The sequence below is a fragment of the Burkholderia sp. Bp9143 genome, assembly GCF_003853645.1.
GTDB lineage: Bacteria > Pseudomonadota > Gammaproteobacteria > Burkholderiales > Burkholderiaceae > Burkholderia.
On record NZ_QTPO01000024.1, the window covers coordinates 80,917 to 96,122 of the forward strand.

A 15,206-nucleotide genomic window follows, 5' to 3' on the forward strand; every position below is an offset into this window, starting at 1 on the left:
ATCGGCGTGCGCGCGGACGACAACGTTCGATGGCTCGCGAACGTGGCACGACGGGCTAGTGATCAAATTTCAACATTATAGAAATAATGTCAAATATCTAGCGCCGAAGAATTGGATACTTGACGGTTTACGTTATATTATTGACGAAATTACCGACACAAACGCCATGTCCGACCTCGCTGCCGACGAATCCCGCCTGATCGCCGAAATCGACCGCCTGAAGGCCGACTTCCCGAAAACCCGCGAGTTGTATCGCGAGGTCTGCGCATTGATGTTCTTCCGTTTCGGCATCACGCCCACCGCGAACCGTCTGTACCAGCTCGTGCGCAAGGGCAGCATGAGCACGCCGACGGCGGTTCTCGGCGAGTTCTGGGCCGAGTTGCGGGAAAAGAGCCGGGTGCGCATCGCGCATCCGGACTTGCCGGCCGATCTGCAGGCCGCGGCGGGCGAACTCGTCGCCGCCTTGTGGAGCCGCTCGAGCACCGATGCCGCAGCGGCGCTCGATGCCCTGCGCGCCGAAGTCGAAGCCGAACGGACGGCGGCAAAAGCGGAAGTCGCCGCATTGCAAACCGACCTGTCCCGCACCGAAACCGCGCTGGAGCACCGCACGAGCGCGTTGCTGACGGCTCAGGTGCGCATCCAGGAGCTCGAGCAGGCGAGGGCGGCCGACGAAGCATCGCGCCGCGCGCTGCAAGCGGAAGTCGAGCGACTGAAGTCCGACAACGCGGACGCCGATCGTGCGCTGGCGCAGGCGCGCGCCGATTTCACGTCGCAGCTCGACCGGCTGCGTGACGACGCGGGCCGGGCCGAGGATCGCTTGCGCGCAGCGGAGAAGCGGGCGCTTCAGGAGATCGACCGCGAACGGCTCGCGGCCGCACGCGTTCAAAAGGAACTCGACGCGGCCACCACGCGCGCCGAACAGCGCGATACGCAGCACCGCAAGGATCTCGCGGTGTTGCAGGCGCAGCTGGCCGACACGCAACATCGCTGCGGCATGCTCGAAGGCCAGCTCGACGGCGCCCGCGCAGCCAATGCCGCCTATGTCGGCGAGCTCGACGCGTTGCGTGCCGAACGTGCGGCGCGCGCCCCCGCACGCAGGGCGCCCGGTCGACCGGCAGGCGGCAGCCTCCGTGCGGCGAAGCCGGTTGCCAGAAAGCGCGTTCCCAAGCCTGCGTGACATGGGCGCCACGGTGCGGCGACAACGCGTCCGCGACGCGGCGCGATTCGGGTAAAGTGCCGCTCAACTTGCCGGCTCGACGTTACTAGACGACCGGTCTAATCGTTGCTAAGATACGCCATCATGAATGCATCTTCAGGCGCGGAAGTCCGCCAGCACATCCTGAATATCGCGAAGCCGATCATGCTCCACAAGGGGTTCTCGGCGGTCGGTCTGAACGAGATTCTCGCCGCGGCGGGCATCCCGAAGGGCTCGTTCTACCATTACTTCGGCTCGAAGGAAGCGTTCGGCGAGGCGCTGCTCGAATCGTATTTCGAAGGCTATCTCGAGCATCTCGACAACCTGCTCAAGCATCAGGCCGGCACGGGCGCGCAGCGCCTGATGACGTACTGGGGCAACTGGCTGCACACGCAGTGCGCGGACGATCCGGAAGGCAAGTGCCTCGCGGTGAAGCTCGGCGCAGAAGTGTCCGACTTGTCGGAGGCGATGCGCGCGGTCCTGCGGCGCGGCACCGGCCAGATCATCGAGCGGCTCGCGGGCGGGATCGAAGCCGGGCTGGCCGACGGTTCGCTGAGCGGCGTCGACGATCCGGCGCATACGGCCGCGATCCTTTACGAGCTGTGGCTGGGGGCGACGCTGCTGGAGAAGATTCACCGGAACCGCAAACCGCTCGAGCGCGCGATGCTCGAAACACGGCGGATGCTGAACCTGCCGTCCTTCGAGCCTGACGGAGTGCAGTCGTAACGTGGGCGCGCATCGGCGCGCCTTGTTTTTGCGTGGCTTCTAGACGACTGGTCTACTCACGCCGCAGTCCAATTGCGTTACCCGCGGGGGCGCGGCTCCGCCGGCTGAATCGCCGGCACGGCCGCTGCCTCGCGCATCAAGGTTGTCGACCATTGATCCGAACGTGCCTATAGCACGTCCATTCCTGTTGACGGAGGTTCCCATGCCACAAAGCAAGGCAGCAAACCGCAGAATCATCCTGAACGCGCGCCCGGTCGGCGCACCCACCCCGAACGACTTCCGTACCGAGACCGGCGACGTGCCGGTGCCCGGCGCCGGCCAAGTGTTGTTGCGCACGGTCTGGCTGTCGCTCGATCCGTACATGCGCGGCCGGATGAGCGACGCGCCGTCGTATGCGCCGCCGGTCGAACTCGGCGACGTGATGGTCGGCGGCACGGTGAGCCGGATCGTGTCGTCGAACCTGCCCGCGTATCGCGAAGGCGACCTGGTCGTCGCGGGCGGCGGCTGGCAGGACTATTCGCTGTCCGACGGCCGCGATCTCATTCCGCTCGGCCGCGACTTCGCGCATCCGTCGCATGCGCTCGGCGTGCTCGGCATGCCGGGGTTCACCGCATACACCGGGCTGCTGAAGATCGGCGAACCGAAGGCCGGCGAAACCGTGGTCGTCGCCGCCGCGAGCGGGGCGGTCGGTGCGGTGGTCGGCCAGATCGCGAAGCTGAAGGGCTGCCGCGTGATCGGCGTTGCGGGCGGCGCCGACAAGGTCGCGTACGTGAAGGACACGCTCGGCTTCGACGATTGCGTCGATCATCGCGATCCGCAATTCGCCGCCAGGCTGAAGGACGCCTGTCCGAACGGCATCGACGTCTATTTCGAGAACGTCGGCGGCACCGTGTTCGACGCGGTGTGGCCACTGCTCAACGACCATGCGCGCGTGCCCGTGTGCGGAATCATCGCGCACTACAACGACGCGGCGTACGACGACACGGCGGTGTCGTCCGGCCGCGATCGCGTGCCGGCGCTGATGGGCACGATCCTGCGCAAGCGCATCCGGATGCAGGGTTTCATCATCCTCGATCACTATGCGACGGGCTATGCGTCGTTCCTGAAGGAGATGAGCGAGTGGGTCGCGCAGGGCAAGGTGAAGACGCTCGAGGACGTGGTCCCCGATCTGGCCGATGCGCCGAATGCGCTGATCGGCCTGCTCGCCGGCAAGAACTTCGGCAAGGTCGTCGTGCGCGTCGGCCCGGACGATCTGGCCTGACGCGCCGCGTCCGTTTGCACGCTGGCGTCACCCGACGCCGGCTTATGGCATGCTCGATGCCGTTTCCCAAGGAGTGAAAAACATGGCGCTTTATGTGATGGCCTCGGTGTTTCCGAAACCCGAACACGCGCAGGCCGTCGAGGCCGAATTGCGCGGCATGGTCGCGGCATCCCGCGCCGAACCCGGCAACCGCCGCTACGACCTGTTCCGCGAACAGGACGGCTCGCCAGCGCTGCACCTGTTCGAGATCTACGACGACCAGGCCGCGTTCGACGCACACCTCGCGAGCCCGTACTTCACCGCGTTTCGCATCAAGTCGGCCGACTGGTTCTCGGCGCCGCCCGTCATCAAGGTGCTGTCGGGCATCGACGCGGCCGAATAACCTGCGCCGAACCACCGCCGCGGTTCACCCCACCCGGGCCGCGCGGCAGCCGCTGCGTTGCGGCGATGAACAACCCGGCGCGCCGGTCGCGCCGCTTCCCCAATACACCGGCCCCGGAGGCTGAATGGTCACCCTCAACATCAACGGCGAGAACCGCACGATCGACGCCCCCGACGACATGCCCCTGCTGTGGGTCCTGCGCGACGTCGTCGGCCTGACCGGCACGAAATTCGGCTGCGGGATCGCGCAATGCGGCGCATGCACCGTGCATCTCGACGGCGTCGCCGCGCGCGCGTGCGTGCTGCCGGTCGCGGCCGTCGCGGGGCGCAAGATCACGACGATCGAAGCCGTCGGCACGACGCCGGCCGGGCAGAAGGTTCAGGAAGCGTGGCGCGCGCTCGACGTCGTCCAGTGCGGCTATTGCCAGTCCGGGCAGGTGATGGCGGCCACGGCGCTGATCGCGTCGAACCCGAACCCGAGCGACGCCGACATCGACGCGGCCATGGCCGGCAACATCTGCCGCTGCGGCACCTACAACCGGATTCGCGCGGCGGTGAAGCACGCGGCGAGGGGGAATTGACATGTCGCGAGGACTGATCGAAGCAGGTCGGGCCGGCGCAGGCGTGTCGCGCCGTTCGTTTCTCAAGGCGGGCATGTCGCTCGGCGCGGCGGCAGGAGGCGGCCTGCTGCTCGGCTTCAGCATGCCGGCGGCGGGCGATGACGCACGGCGCTCGGTGATCGGCGGCGATGCGGACGAAAGCGCGCGCGCCGGCGTATTCGCGCCGAACGCGTTCGTGCAGATCGACCGCGGCGGCAAGGTCACGCTGGTGATGCCGAAGGTGGAAATGGGCCAGGGCGTCTATACGGCGCTGCCGATGCTGATCGCCGAGGAACTCGAGGTGCCGCTGTCGAACGTCACGCTCGACCATGCGCCGCCGAACGAGAAGCTGTTCCTCGATCCGCTGCTCGGCGGCCAACTGACGGGCGGCTCGACGTCGGTGCGCTACGCGTGGGAACCGCTGCGCCGCGCGGGCGCGACCGCACGCACACTGCTGGTTTCGGCGGCCGCCAAACAATGGAACGTCGATCCGGCCACCTGCAAGGCCGAAAACGGCGAAGTGCGGCACCCGCCGAGCGGCCGGCGCGCATCGTACGGCCAGCTCGCGGACGCCGCGTCGAAGCTGCCGGTGCCGAAGGACGTCGCGCTGAAGCAGCCGGCCGATTTCAAGCTGATCGGCAAGCCGGTGAAGCGGCTCGATTCGCCGGAGAAGGTCGACGGCACAGCGCAGTTCGGGCTCGACGTGCGCCTGCCCGGCATGCTGTACGCGGTGATCGTGAACAGTCCGGTGTTCGGCGGCACGGTTGCGAGCGTCGACGAGTCGGCGACGAAGAAGATTCCGGGCGTGCGCCAGGTGGTGCGCGTCGACAACGCGGTCGCGGTGGTCGGCGAGCACACGTGGGCCGCGAAACGCGGCGCGTCGGCGCTCGTCGTCAAATGGAACGAAGGGGCGAACGCGAAGGTGTCGATGAAGGACATCGTCGCCGATCTCGCGCAAGCCGCCGCGAACGGCAAGGGCGCCGTCGCGCGCAAGGAAGGCGACGTCGGCCGGGCGTTCGCGAACGCGAAGACGCGCGTCGATGCCGTCTACGAACAGCCGTTCCTTGCGCACGCGACGATGGAGCCCGTGAACTGCACGGTGCAGGTGCGTGCCGACGGCTGCGAGATCTGGGTCGGCACGCAGGTGCCGACCCGGGCGCGCGATACGGTGCAGCGGCTCACGGGCCTCGCACCCGACAAGATCGTCGTGCACAACCATTTGCTCGGCGGCGGTTTTGGCCGGCGGCTCGAGACGGACATGATCGGACAGGCCGTGAAGGTCGCCAGGCAGGTCAACGCGCCGGTGAAGGTCGTGTGGACGCGCGAGGAAGACATCCAGCACGACATGTATCGCCCGTACTACTACGACAAGATCTCGGCCGGCCTCGACGCGAACGGCAAGCCGGTCGCGTGGCAGCACCGGATCGTCGGCTCGTCGATCATCGCGCGCTTCGCGCCGCCGGCGTTCAAGGACGGCGTCGATCCCGACGCGGTCGAGGTGGCAAACGACCTTCCGTACGACCTGCCGAACCAGCTCGTCGACTACGTACGCCAGGAGCCGCGCCACATCCCGACCGCGTTCTGGCGCGGCGTCGGCCCGACGCGGAGCACCTTCGTCGTCGAGAGCTTCATCGACGAACTGGCCGCGCAGGCCAAGACCGACCCGGCGCAATACCGCCGCGCGCTGCTCGACAAGACGCCGCGTGCGCGCAACGTGCTCGACATCGCGACGAAGGCGGCCGGATGGGGCACGCCGCTGCCGAAGGGGCAAGGGCGCGGCGTATCGGTGATGCATGCGTTCGGCAGCTTCTTCTCGATCGTCATCGACGTCGCGGTGGCGGACGGCGAAGTGCAGGTCAAGCGCGCCGTGTGCGCGGTCGACTGCGGGATGGCCGTCAATCCGGGCACGATCGAGGCGCAGGTGCAGGGCGGCATCATCTTCGGGATCACGGGCGCGCTGTACGGCGAGATCACGATCGAGGACGGCCGCGTCGTGCAGAGCAACTTCACCGACTACCGGATGATGCGCATCAACGAGACGCCGCCGATCGAGGTGCATCTCGTGAAGAGCGGCGAGGCGCCGGGGGGAATCGGCGAACCGGGCACCGCCGCGACCGCGGCGGCCCTGTCGAACGCGATCTTCGCGGCGACCGGCACGCGGCTGCGCAAGCTGCCGGTCGGCGGCCAGTTGAAGACGGCCTGAGGGAAGGGGACGAACCATGCGAAACCTCACCCCGAATCGTCCGACCCGACTGAATCGCGCCGCGCACACGCTCGGCGCCTCGTTGATCGCGCTGTCGGCGCTGATGGCCGGCACGGCGGCGCACGCCGCGCAAACGGCACCCGCCGACAGCGCGCTGGTCGCACGCGGCGCGTATCTCGCGAAGGCGGGCGACTGCGTGGCGTGCCACACCGCGCCGCGCGGCGCGCCGTTCGCCGGCGGCCTGAAGATGGTCACGCCGATGGGCGCGATCTACACGACCAACATCACGCCCGACCCGGACACGGGCATCGGCGGCTATACGGAAGCCGAGTTCGCGGGCGCGCTGCGCTCGGGCGTCGCGAAGGACGGCCATCGCCTGTATCCGGCGATGCCGTATCCGTCCTACGCGAAACTGCGCGACGACGACGTGAAGGCGCTGTACGCGTACTTCATGCACGGCGTCGAGCCGGTGAAGCAGGCGAACCGGGCGTCCGACATTCCGTGGCCGCTCGACATGCGCTGGCCGCTGGCGCTATGGAACGCGGTGTTCCTCGACACGGCGCCGTACACCGACAAGCCGTCCAGGGATGCGATGTGGAACCGCGGCGCGTATCTCGTGCAGGGGCTCGGGCATTGCGGGTCGTGCCATACGCCGCGCGGCGCCGGTTTCCAGGAGAAGGCGCTGGACGAAGGCGGTCCGGCGTTCCTGTCGGGCGCGCCGATCGACAACTGGTTCGCGTCGAACCTGACCGGCGAGCACAATACGGGGCTCGGCCGCTGGAGCGACGCGGAGGTCGCGCAGTTCCTGAAGACCGGCGCGAACCAGCATGCGACCGCGTTCGGCTCGATGGTCAGCGTGATCAACCACAGCACGCAGGAACTGACCGACGACGACCTGGCGGCGATGGCCCGCTACCTGAAGTCGCTGCCGGCGGCGGGCGGCACGGGCGCGCCGCCTTACCGTCATGATCCGAAGGCGACGCAGGTTGCGTTGGGCCGGCCGGCGAACGATCCGGGCGCAAAGGTGTATAACGCTTACTGCGTGCATTGCCATGGCGCGGACGGTCGCGGCTACGCGCCGCTGCTCGCGCCCCTCGCCGGCAACCCGAACGTGCTCGAAGCCGATGCCGCGTCGCTGATCAACGTGACCTTGAACGGCAGCGAGTCGCTGGTGATCGGCGGCGTGCCGTCCGCGTATCCGATGCCGGCGTTCGCGAACCAGCTGAACGACCGGCAGATCGCCGACGTGCTGACGTTCATGCGCGCCGGCTGGAACAACGGCGCGCCCGCCGTGCAGGCGGCGGACGTCGCGAAACTCCGCAACGCGACGGCGGCCGCGCGCTGAGTGCAGCCGAACGTGGCGGATGACGGTGGGCATGCGTGCCGCGTGCTCGTCGTCGAACGTTGCCGGGTGCAGGGTGCCCCGGCAACGCAACTCTTTCTGTCAACCGGCGCGCGGCCGTTCGCGGCAGCGCGCGTTTTATCGACGTAAAACTGGGGTGTCTGGATGGCTAACGTGACTTATACGGATACGCAACTGCTGATCGACGGCGAGTGGGTCGACGCCGCGAGCGGCAAGACGATCGACGTCGTGAACCCGGCGACGGGCAAGGCGATCGGCAAGGTGGCCCACGCGGGCATCGCCGATCTCGATCGCGCGCTGGCCGCGGCGCAGCGTGGTTTCGAAGCATGGCGCAAGGTGCCCGCGCACGAGCGCGCGGCGACGATGCGCAAGGCGGCTGCATTGGTGCGCGAGCGCGCCGACACGATCGCGCAGCTGATGACGCAGGAGCAGGGCAAGCCGCTGACGGAAGCGCGTGTCGAAGTGCTGTCGGCAGCCGACATCATCGAATGGTTCGCGGACGAAGGCCGCCGCGTGTACGGCCGGATCGTGCCGCCGCGCAATCTCGGCGCGCAACAGACCGTCGTGAAGGAACCGGTCGGTCCGGTCGCGGCGTTCACGCCGTGGAATTTCCCGGTCAACCAGGTCGTGCGCAAGCTGAGCGCCGCGCTCGCGACCGGCTGCTCGTTCCTCGTGAAGGCGCCGGAAGAAACCCCGGCCTCGCCGGCCGCGCTGCTGCGCGCGTTCGTCGACGCGGGCGTGCCGGCCGGCGTGATCGGTCTCGTCTACGGCGATCCGGCGGAAATCTCGTCGTACCTGATTCCGCATCCGGTGATCCGCAAGGTGACGTTCACGGGCTCGACGCCGGTCGGCAAGCAGCTCGCCGCGCTCGCGGGCCAGCACATGAAGCGCGCGACGATGGAGCTGGGCGGCCACGCGCCGGTGATCGTCGCCGAGGACGCGGATGTCGCGCTGGCGGTGAAGGCCGCCGGTGGCGCGAAGTTCCGCAACGCCGGCCAGGTGTGCATTTCGCCGACGCGTTTCCTCGTGCACAACAGCATCCGCGACGAATTCACGCGCGCGCTGGTCGCGCATGCGCAGGGGCTCAAGGTCGGCAACGGCCTCGAGGAAGGCACGACGCTCGGCGCGCTGGCGAACCCGCGCCGGCTGACCGCGATGGCGTCGGTCGTCGAGAACGCGCGCAAGGTCGGCGCGAGCATCGAGACCGGCGGCGAACGGATCGGCTCGGAAGGCAACTTCTTCGCGCCGACCGTGATCGCGAACGTGCCGCTCGAAGCGGACGTGTTCAACAACGAGCCGTTCGGCCCGGTCGCGGCGATCCGCGGCTTCGACACGCTCGAGGACGCGATCGCCGAAGCCAATCGTCTGCCGTTCGGGCTGGCAGGCTACGCGTTCACGCGCTCGTTCGCGAATGTGCATCTGCTGACGCAGCGCCTCGAGGTCGGGATGCTGTGGATCAACCAGCCGGCGACGCCGTGGCCGGAAATGCCGTTCGGCGGCGTGAAGGATTCGGGCTACGGTTCGGAGGGCGGCCCGGAAGCGCTGGAGCCGTACCTCGTCACGAAGTCGGTGACGGTGATGGCGGTCTGACGACCGTTCGACCGCGTGCGTGCCGCCTCGAGTGCGGCGCGCACGTTGCGTTGCCGCAGGCCGGGTGTTCTGCCCGGCCTTGTTGTTTCTGGTCCTTTCCGCTTCGTTCGCTGTCGGCGTTGCCCGGCAATGGCGGTCGCTCCCGTCGGCACGGGACATACGGCGCCCGCCGCTCAATGCCGGCTGCTGCCGCGATAGCTTTCCACTTCCGCGTCGTACGCCGCGAGAAACGCCTTGCCGAACACCGACGCGAAATCGTCTTCGATCGCGAACACCGTGTCGCGATGGGTCGCCACGTAGCGATCCCACATCCTCGCCTTGTACAGCGCCGGCACGCGCTTCTCGTACCAGCGCATCGCATCGTCGCGCTCGCGCAGCCGTTGCGGCGAAAAGCGCGTCAACAGGTCCATCAGCGCGGCGCGCATGCCGGCGACCATGCCGATCTGGTGCGCGTGCAGATCCTGGAACGCGTCGCTGACCGCGCTCTGCGGCGACATGAAGCCCGGCAGCGGCAGCCCGAACATCTGGCGCAGCACGGCGCCGCCGTCCGGCAGCAGCTTCAGCGGATTGTTCTCGCGATCGAGCAGCATCGTCATGTGCGCCTTCACCTCCCGCTTCAGGATGCTGCGCGACGACAGCAGCTCGACCGTGCCGTTCGCGAACAGCGCCAGCAACTGTCCCGCGATGTACAGCTGTTCGGCCGACCATTGATGCGATTCGGCGGCCGTATCGAGTCCGGCGCCCTCGAAGAACGCGTTCAGCAATTCATCGGGCGTCGGCACGGGGGTCGCCCGCGGTGCAGGCTCGTCGGCCGGCCGCGGCTCGGTGTGCGTTGCCGCCGGTTGCACGCGCACGTGCCGCGTCCACTCGGGCGCGTGATCGGCCTGCGTCGCGGACGCCGCGCCGCGATTCGCATGGCCGCGTTCGGCCGGTGATGCCGAACCTGATCCACCGATATCGGGCGACGACTGCGCGAACAGGTCGAGCGGATCGATCGACAGCTGATTCAGGTCGCGCTGCGAGGGCACCGATGACGCGGCCGGCGCGGGGCGGCTTGCCGGCTGCGCAGCCTCCCTGCGCGCCGTGCCGGACCGGTTGCTGGCGTCCGCCGCCTTGCCGCGCGGGGCCAGGCGATCCTGCAGCAGGCTCCACAACCGGTTGCCGGCGCCTTTCGTCTCGCTGTATGCACGAGCGGCAGTCTCCGGCGTGCGTCGCGGGGTGGCGCTCGCGCTGGCTGCGGAGGGCATGTCGACGACCGGCGCCGCATGTCTGTCGTCACGTTCGGCCCGCAGCACGTACGGCCCGATGCGGATGATGTCGCCGCTATTGAGCGGCCGCTCCTGTGCATAGCCGACCGGCTCGCGATTCACCTCGATCGTCGACACGCTGCTCAGGTTCTTCAGCAGGCACGCGTCGTCACCCACCTGCAGCAGGGCCTGCAGCCGGGAAATCTGCCGGGTGTCGTCGCGCAGCACGAGATGATTGTCGGTCGCTCGGCCGATGGTGCCGCCGGGCGGGTGGAACACGACGGCGTCGTAGGAGTCGCTTTCGACCGGCTCGCCGGCATGTTCGATCACGATCAGTTGCATGTCATACGTCGCTCGGTGGTGAAGCGCTCGGGGAAACCAGTTCGGTCAGGATGACGACGCATGTCTGCGGCGCGCGAATTCGAACGCGGGCCCCCAGGTCGGATGTCCCTTCTCGGCGGGGGACAAGTCGAAGCGCGGGTTGAGGTCGAGAATCTTCGAGAATTCGGCGCGGCATTGCGCGATGCGGTTCGTCACGCAATAGCTGAACGCGAGCAGTTTGTGCGCGGCGACCTGCGTGTCGGTATCGGCGCCGTCGATCTCCTTCGCCCGGTTCAGGATCGCGATCGTCCGTCCGTAGTCGCCCGCGCCATAGGCCGCGCGCGCGCTGTCGACCGCGGCGCGCGCCGCCGACTGCGTGGGGGACGTGCCGCACCCGCCGACTCCCAGCAACAAGGCGCCGAGAAGAATCACGATCGATGAACGGCCTTTCATTTTGAAATGAAATATTTGCGTAATTGGAAGGTGTTGCACAAGCGCTGTTGGATTCTAGTGCCAATCATGCCGACCGATGTCGCCGTTACGTTTTGTTTCAATTGGCAAATTACGTTCGAGTTATCACTCAAATCAATTCCCGGTTTTCGACTTGTTAATCCATAAAATCGATTCTATAGTTCGCTGTGCTTTTGGGATTCGTCAGTTGTTTGCCCGGCGCCCGTCAATGGCCGGAAAAACGGGCCGTCCGTTCGGGCAACGCAAACAGCCTGGCACGACCCACGGGGCGTGACCACCCACCGCCGACAGCTGGCAGGCTTGGGTTCAGCGTCCATACAGCAAGTGTCCATGCAATAGAACCGGGCCGCCGCGGCGAACCGGTCGGATTAACACGTCTTCTCGAAATGACCGAAATCAATTCAATCCATCGTCATCTCCCCAATTTCGATCCCGGCTCGCAATTGGCGATTTGACCCGGCTTTTTAACAAGAATAAATTGCCGCATGGAATTTCTACGGAAGGATATGCAAGCCACATAATTACCGGTCAATTGATTGTCCCTTTTTAATCCGGAGCTTCGATTTCGCGTATGGAAATCGACGGGGGAATTATTGCGCTGCGAGGGTGAAATATGCGTTGGCGGTCCAGCGGTTTCATCGTATTGGGATGTGCATTGCTGTTGCCCGGGTGCGGCGCCACCGAGCGTGCCGCCGCGGTGCCGTATGCGATCACGGTCGACGTTGCGCCCGACGTCAACCCCGACCTCAACCGCAAGCCGTCGCCGATCGTGCTGAAGGTGTTCCAGCTGCGCGCGGCGTCGGCGTTCGATGGCGCCGACTTCTTCTCGCTCCAGGACAAGCCCGAGAACATCCTCGGCGCGGACCTGCTCGGCACCGACCGCGTGATCCTGCGGCCGGGCGAGTCGCGCACGCTGCACTACCGCGGCAATGTCGAGGCCGGTGCGATCGGCGTGATCGCCGAGTACCGCATGCTCGACAGGAACCGCTGGCGCCTGACGGTGCCGCTGCCGCGCGCGAGGCAGCTCAATGTATACAAGTTCTGGCAGACGTCGCCCGGCGAGCTGAAGCTGTCGATCGCGGTCAGGAACGGCGGTCTCGCGTTGAACGACACGCGGGGGCGCCCATGACGGAACCGACGATGTCCGCGACGCCGGTCGCCGCACTGCGCCAGCGGGTGGTATGGACCGAAGGGATGTTCCTGCGGCCGCAGCATTTCCAGCAGCTCGAACGGCACTGGGAACGCTACGTCGCGCTGCGCTGCCTGCCGCTGCAGGGGTTCTACTGGGGCTTCGACACGCTCGAGATCGACCGCGAGCAGCTGGCGCTCGGCAAGGTCGCGCTGCGGGCGGCGGCGGGCGTGATGCGCGACGGTACGCCGTTCGACCTGTCGCATCCCGACGATCTGCCCGAACCGCTCGACGTGCCGGCCGATGCGAAGGACCGGCTCGTCGTGCTCGCGCTGCCGCTGTGGCGCGGTGGCGGCGAGGAGGTGTCGTTCGGCGCGGACGCGGGCAGCAGCGGCAACGCGGACGTCGCCCGCTACGTCGTGCGCGAATACGAAGTGGCCGATGCGAACGCGGTCGCGCTCGGGCCCGCGCTGCTGCAGACGGGGCACCTGAACGTCCGGCTGATGCTCGACTCCGAGCTGACCGGCGACTGGCATGCGCTCGGCGTCGTGCGGATCGTCGAGCGGCGCACCGACGCGCGGCTGCTCGTCGACGACGGCTATATTCCGCCGCGCCTGGTCGCGCAGCGCGATCCCGCGTTGCTGGCGTACACGCGCGAGCTGCACGGACTCCTCACGCAGCGCAGCGACGCGCTGGCCGAGCGCCTGTCGGAACCGGGGCGCGGCGGCGTGTCGGAAGTCGCGGATTTCCTGCTGCTGCAGCTCGTGAACCGTTATCTGGCGCTGACCTGGCATGCGCAGCAGGACGTCGCGACGCATCCGGAGGCGCTGTTCCGCGACTGGCTGAAGCTCGCGTGCGACCTCAGCACGTTCACGGCGGCCGGCCGGCGCCCGCAATCGCTCGCGGTCTACGTGCACGATGACCTGCGCACGAGCTTCGCCGAACTGATGACGGAGCTGCGCCGGTCGCTGTCGACGGTGCTGGAGCAAAACGCGATCCAGATCGAGCTGCGCGACGCGGGCAACGGCATCCGGGTCGCGACGCTCGCCGATCCCGCGCTGCGCGACACGGCCGGCTTCGTGCTCGCGGTGCGCGCCGACATCCCGGCCGACAGCCTGCGTGCGCGGTTTCCCGCGCAGGCGAAGCTCGGCCCGGTCGAGCGGATCCGCGACCTGGTGCAGTTGCAGCTGCCGGGCATCACGATGCGCCAGTTGCCGGTCGCGCCGCGGCAGATCCCGTATCACGCGGGACATACGTACTTCGAGATCGACAAGGGCAGCGACCTGTGGAAGCAGCTGGCGCGCTCCGGCGGTCTGGCATTTCATTTCGCCGGCGAATTCCCCGGGCTCTCGATGGAGTTCTGGGCGATACGCGGGTGAGGGCGGGACAGCGCGATGAATTCTTCCTCCGATTCGATCTCCGCCGGCGCAGGCGGATTCGTGCCGCCGAATCCGGGCGGCATGCATCCGGCCGCCGCATCCGGTGCGGGCGGGCCGACGGCCACGCAACCGCGTCCCGGCCGCTGGGCCGCGAGCGGCACGAACCCGCTCGTCGCGGCAGCGAACCCGCTGCTCAATCTCGTGCCGCAGATCCGTTCGACCGTCCATCATCCGAATCCGGCGTGGCTGCGCGAGCATCTCGTCGTCGAGATTCGCCAGTTCGAGGCGCGCGCGCAGGAAGCCGGCGTGCCGTCGGAGGCGATCATCGGCGCGCGCTACTGCCTGTGCACGGCGCTCGACGAAGCGGCCGCGCTGACGCCGTGGGGCGGCAGCGTGTGGTCGTCGCACAGCCTGCTCGTGTCGTTCCACAACGAAACCTGGGGCGGCGAGAAGTTCTTCCACCTGCTCGAACGGCTGTCGCAGCATCCGCGTCAGCACCTCGATCTGCTGGAGCTGCTGTATTTCTGTCTCGCGCTCGGCTTCGAGGGCCGCTATCGGGTACTCGACAACGGCCATGCGGAGCTCGACGCGCTGCGCTGGCAGCTGGCCCACACGATCCGCTCGGTGCGCGGCGAATTCGATCCCGCGCTGTCGCCGCACTGGCGCGACGTCGTCACGCGCGACGTGTCGCGCCGCTTCGTCGTGCCGCTGTGGGTGTGCGTGGCGCTCGCGCTGCTGATCGGCTTCGGCGTGTTCGTCGGGCTGCGCCTCGCGCTGGCCGGACATTCGGACCAGCTGTTCGCGTCGATCGACGCGCTGCACGTGCCGAAGCTGCAGCCCGCGCAGGCGCCGCCGCGCCCGGCGCCGGTGCCGCGGGTCGCGAAGTTCCTGGCCCCCGAGATCGCGGCCGGCCTCGTGTCGGTGCGCGACGACGCCGATCGCAGCGTGATCGTGCTGCGCGGCGACGGGCTGTTCAAGTCCGGCTCGACGTCGGTGATCGACCGTTACGCGCCGGTGCTCGCGCGGGTCGCGGATGCGCTGAACCAGGTGCCCGGCAACGTGCGCGTGACCGGCTATACCGACGACACGCCGGTGCACACGGCACGTTTCGCGTCGAACTGGGACTTGTCGCGCGAACGTGCCGAGGCCGTGCGCGGCATGATCGCCGCGCGCCTCGATCATCCGGAGCGGCTCGCGGCCGAAGGGCGCGGCACGCTCGATCCGGTCGCGCCGAACGATACGCCCGCGAACCGCGCGCTGAACCGGCGCGTCGAGATCACGCTGCTGCCGGCGCCCGGCAGCGCCGCCGTCGGCGCGAGCGCGACGCAGGGGGCCAACTGA

Annotated in this window: 13 protein-coding genes; 11 read left to right on the top strand and 2 right to left on the bottom strand. The window is 67.9% G+C overall.

From position 1 onward, the window contains the following. Positions 1–166: 166 nt before the first annotated feature. From DIE23_RS19475 to DIE23_RS19510, 8 genes are all read left to right on the top strand, one after another. Positions 167–1,177 (top strand): DNA-binding protein, encoded by a 1,011-nt coding sequence (locus DIE23_RS19475; protein WP_124613650.1) that lies wholly within the window; start codon positions 167–169, stop codon positions 1,175–1,177. Between the two features lie 123 nt (positions 1,178–1,300). Continuing rightward, entirely contained in the window at positions 1,301–1,921 is a 621-nt protein-coding gene (locus DIE23_RS19480; protein ID WP_124613622.1) for a TetR/AcrR family transcriptional regulator, read from the top strand. A gap of 202 nt (positions 1,922–2,123) precedes the next feature. Further along, entirely contained in the window at positions 2,124–3,182 is a 1,059-nt protein-coding gene (locus DIE23_RS19485) for an NADP-dependent oxidoreductase (protein ID WP_124613623.1), read from the top strand. A gap of 82 nt (positions 3,183–3,264) precedes the next feature. Then, positions 3,265–3,564: a putative quinol monooxygenase gene (locus DIE23_RS19490; RefSeq protein WP_124613624.1), complete on the top strand. Its 300-nt coding sequence runs from the start codon at positions 3,265–3,267 to the stop codon at positions 3,562–3,564. Between the two features lie 124 nt (positions 3,565–3,688). Further along, positions 3,689–4,144 (top strand): (2Fe-2S)-binding protein, encoded by a 456-nt coding sequence (locus DIE23_RS19495; RefSeq protein WP_124613625.1) that lies wholly within the window; start codon positions 3,689–3,691, stop codon positions 4,142–4,144. A gap of 1 nt (position 4,145) precedes the next feature. After that, complete coding sequence (locus tag DIE23_RS19500; protein WP_124613626.1) at positions 4,146–6,365, top strand: xanthine dehydrogenase family protein molybdopterin-binding subunit; 2,220 nt, start codon at positions 4,146–4,148, stop codon at positions 6,363–6,365. 16 nt (positions 6,366–6,381) lie between these two features. Next, complete coding sequence (locus DIE23_RS19505) at positions 6,382–7,710, top strand: cytochrome c (protein ID WP_124613627.1); 1,329 nt, start codon at positions 6,382–6,384, stop codon at positions 7,708–7,710. A gap of 162 nt (positions 7,711–7,872) precedes the next feature. Continuing rightward, complete coding sequence (locus DIE23_RS19510) at positions 7,873–9,318, top strand: NAD-dependent succinate-semialdehyde dehydrogenase (protein WP_124613628.1); 1,446 nt, start codon at positions 7,873–7,875, stop codon at positions 9,316–9,318. Positions 9,319–9,491: 173 nt separating this feature from the next. Here DIE23_RS19510 and tagH read toward each other — a convergent pair whose 3' ends face one another. After that, positions 9,492–10,907, bottom strand: coding sequence for a type VI secretion system-associated FHA domain protein TagH (gene tagH / locus DIE23_RS19515; protein WP_124613629.1), 1,416 nt, complete (start codon positions 10,905–10,907; stop codon positions 9,492–9,494). 45 nt (positions 10,908–10,952) lie between these two features. Next, the gene (locus tag DIE23_RS19520) at positions 10,953–11,339 is read right to left on the bottom strand and encodes a TssQ family T6SS-associated lipoprotein (protein WP_124613630.1); all 387 of its coding nucleotides are present in this window, start codon (positions 11,337–11,339) and stop codon (positions 10,953–10,955) included. Between the two features lie 631 nt (positions 11,340–11,970). Between DIE23_RS19520 and tssJ the strand changes: the two genes are divergently transcribed. The 3 genes from tssJ to DIE23_RS19535 are packed head-to-tail and all read left to right on the top strand — an operon-like array spanning position 11,971 to position 15,206. Next, positions 11,971–12,486 (top strand): type VI secretion system lipoprotein TssJ, encoded by a 516-nt coding sequence (tssJ, locus tag DIE23_RS19525; protein WP_124613631.1) that lies wholly within the window; start codon positions 11,971–11,973, stop codon positions 12,484–12,486. Continuing rightward, positions 12,483–13,865 (top strand): type VI secretion system baseplate subunit TssK, encoded by a 1,383-nt coding sequence (gene tssK, locus DIE23_RS19530; protein ID WP_124613632.1) that lies wholly within the window; start codon positions 12,483–12,485, stop codon positions 13,863–13,865. The genes tssJ and tssK overlap by 4 nt, the downstream gene beginning before the upstream one ends. A 15-nt stretch (positions 13,866–13,880) precedes the next feature. Further along, positions 13,881–15,206, top strand: coding sequence for a DotU family type VI secretion system protein (locus tag DIE23_RS19535; protein ID WP_124613633.1), 1,326 nt, complete (start codon positions 13,881–13,883; stop codon positions 15,204–15,206).

What these genes read in the sequence shown, in the direction of transcription:
- DIE23_RS19475 (WP_124613650.1), top strand. Translation starts at nt 167, where the DNA reads ATGTCCGACCTCGCTGCCGACGAATCCCGCCTGATCGCCGAAATCGAC.
- DIE23_RS19480 (WP_124613622.1), top strand. Translation starts at nt 1,301, where the DNA reads ATGAATGCATCTTCAGGCGCGGAAGTCCGCCAGCACATCCTGAATATC.
- DIE23_RS19485 (WP_124613623.1), top strand. Translation starts at nt 2,124, where the DNA reads ATGCCACAAAGCAAGGCAGCAAACCGCAGAATCATCCTGAACGCGCGC.
- DIE23_RS19490 (WP_124613624.1), top strand. Translation starts at nt 3,265, where the DNA reads ATGGCGCTTTATGTGATGGCCTCGGTGTTTCCGAAACCCGAACACGCG.
- DIE23_RS19495 (WP_124613625.1), top strand. Translation starts at nt 3,689, where the DNA reads ATGGTCACCCTCAACATCAACGGCGAGAACCGCACGATCGACGCCCCC.
- DIE23_RS19500 (WP_124613626.1), top strand. Translation starts at nt 4,146, where the DNA reads ATGTCGCGAGGACTGATCGAAGCAGGTCGGGCCGGCGCAGGCGTGTCG.
- DIE23_RS19505 (WP_124613627.1), top strand. Translation starts at nt 6,382, where the DNA reads ATGCGAAACCTCACCCCGAATCGTCCGACCCGACTGAATCGCGCCGCG.
- DIE23_RS19510 (WP_124613628.1), top strand. Translation starts at nt 7,873, where the DNA reads ATGGCTAACGTGACTTATACGGATACGCAACTGCTGATCGACGGCGAG.
- tagH (WP_124613629.1), bottom strand. Translation starts at nt 10,907, where the DNA reads ATGCAACTGATCGTGATCGAACATGCCGGCGAGCCGGTCGAAAGCGAC.
- DIE23_RS19520 (WP_124613630.1), bottom strand. Translation starts at nt 11,339, where the DNA reads ATGAAAGGCCGTTCATCGATCGTGATTCTTCTCGGCGCCTTGTTGCTG.
- tssJ (WP_124613631.1), top strand. Translation starts at nt 11,971, where the DNA reads ATGCGTTGGCGGTCCAGCGGTTTCATCGTATTGGGATGTGCATTGCTG.
- tssK (WP_124613632.1), top strand. Translation starts at nt 12,483, where the DNA reads ATGACGGAACCGACGATGTCCGCGACGCCGGTCGCCGCACTGCGCCAG.
- DIE23_RS19535 (WP_124613633.1), top strand. Translation starts at nt 13,881, where the DNA reads ATGAATTCTTCCTCCGATTCGATCTCCGCCGGCGCAGGCGGATTCGTG.